Source organism: Pseudactinotalea sp. (assembly GCF_048594945.1).
Lineage (GTDB): Bacteria > Actinomycetota > Actinomycetes > Actinomycetales > Beutenbergiaceae > Pseudactinotalea.
In genome coordinates, this window is sequence record NZ_JBMDXJ010000147.1 from 1 (window position 1) to 1,587 (window position 1,587).

General features: G+C 71.6%; 2 protein-coding genes. One reads left to right on the forward strand and one right to left on the reverse strand.

The window, feature by feature from the left end:
- Window positions 1-10 precede the first annotated feature (10 nt).
- The gene (locus ACOJSN_RS06945; protein WP_420111776.1) at window positions 11-166 is read left to right on the forward strand and encodes a helix-turn-helix domain-containing protein; all 156 of its coding nucleotides are present in this window, start codon (window positions 11-13) and stop codon (window positions 164-166) included.
- Between the two features lie 189 nt (window positions 167-355).
- Here the strand turns inward: ACOJSN_RS06945 and ACOJSN_RS06950 are convergent.
- Window positions 356-1,587, reverse strand: a 1,232-nt coding sequence (locus tag ACOJSN_RS06950; RefSeq protein WP_420111775.1) for a DUF222 domain-containing protein, incomplete at its 5' end; no start/stop codon positions are given.

Genomic DNA, 1,587 nt, shown 5'->3' on the forward strand with positions numbered 1-1,587 from the left:
CGCCGTCGAGCTGCTCGCGGGCGGCGACGTGCCGGTGACGCGGATCGCCTACGACGTCGGGTACGGCTCGCTCTCGGCCTTCAACGCCGCGTTCCGGGACCTGACCGGCATGACCCCCACGACGTACCGCGCCAGTTTCCGCGACTCCTCCCGAGGGCTGCACTGATCAATGCGGACCTGTTGCGCGATGCCCAGGCACTGTGGTGTGGCCGTCCGCACCGACGTTGGCGAACCACCTCTCCGAGCGCGACGTGCGGGACAGGCTCGTGGCACAGCTCCCCGAGGGTCAGCGGACCTGACGTGGCCGCGCGCCCGGGGATCAGCTGACGCCGCACGCCCAGCGCCGCTCCCTCGCTCAGAACGGTGGCGGGTCCTCGTCGCGGAGTGGCGGCAACGCGGTACGCCGGCGCTCGTACTTGTGCATCGTCACCGTGCCGTCGAGCTCCTGCACATACCTCAGGCCGGTCGGCGTGGTCCAGGTCCGGCGGCCGCGGGCGTCCACGACATACCTCCAACCCGCATGCGTGAGCAGCAGGTGATGTCGGCGGCAGGGCGGGTCGAGGTTCGTGACCGTGGTGAGTCCGATCGGCCACGGGACCCGATGATGGATGTCGCACCTGTCGGACGAGACCCCGCAGGAGAGGTGGATGCACTCGGGTTCTCGGGCCCGCACCAGATCGGCCATCGCGGCGGTCGGTCTGTACCGATCCCGACTGACCTCGAGCACCGTGCGATCGAGTGGATCGGTGACCATCCGCGCCCACGGCCCGCCCGCGGCGAGTGCCCGGGCGACCGAGGCCGGGATCGGCCCGTAGCCCTCCAGCTCAGCAGGGGCATCGGCTCCCTCGAGCCCGTCACCCGGCCCACCCTCGCTACCCATCGCGGACGTCAACGGCACCACCACCCGCACGTGCGCCGAGCGGCCGCCGATCACGCCCACGGGCATGCCGCACTCCGGCTCTCGCTCGCCATCGGCGGGCGCGGCGCAGTCGGCCGAGGCGTCATCGACGTGCTGGCGCGGGCATGCGCCGATCCAACCGGACTGGACCGCGCTCTCACCCATGAGAGCGAGCGCATCGGCCCGCAGCTGTTCGAGCGTGCGTTCGTCGCCCGTTGCCTGGGCCGAACGTGCTGCGGCATCGATCGATCGGAACAACTGGATCGCTTCGGTCGCGGGCATCACCGCGAAGGTGCTAGCCATCCCATCGGGAAGAACCCGGGGAGGATCCACGCGGCGCCCCTGAGCCGCCCGCTCACACCGGTGCTCGAAGTCCTTGCCGTCGACCTCCGGGCGCGCGGCAGCGAGCTCACGCCGCAGGCGGCCGGTCGGGAGGTGGGCCGCCTTGGCGAGCACCCGATCCTGGACCTCAAGCGCCACCTCAGTGGGGAGATCCTCGATGCCCGTGACGATCAGATCCGCTTTCGCGGCGTCGATCGTGCCGGCCTCGAGCGCGTCCCCGGTGGGAATCGCGACACGATCGAACGCCAGGCCAGAGCGCACCAGCGTCCGCGCGGCGCGAGGTCCGATCCCGAGCCGCAGCGACACACATCGCGGGCCGACGCGCGAGATCGGCTGCGGCCAGGCGC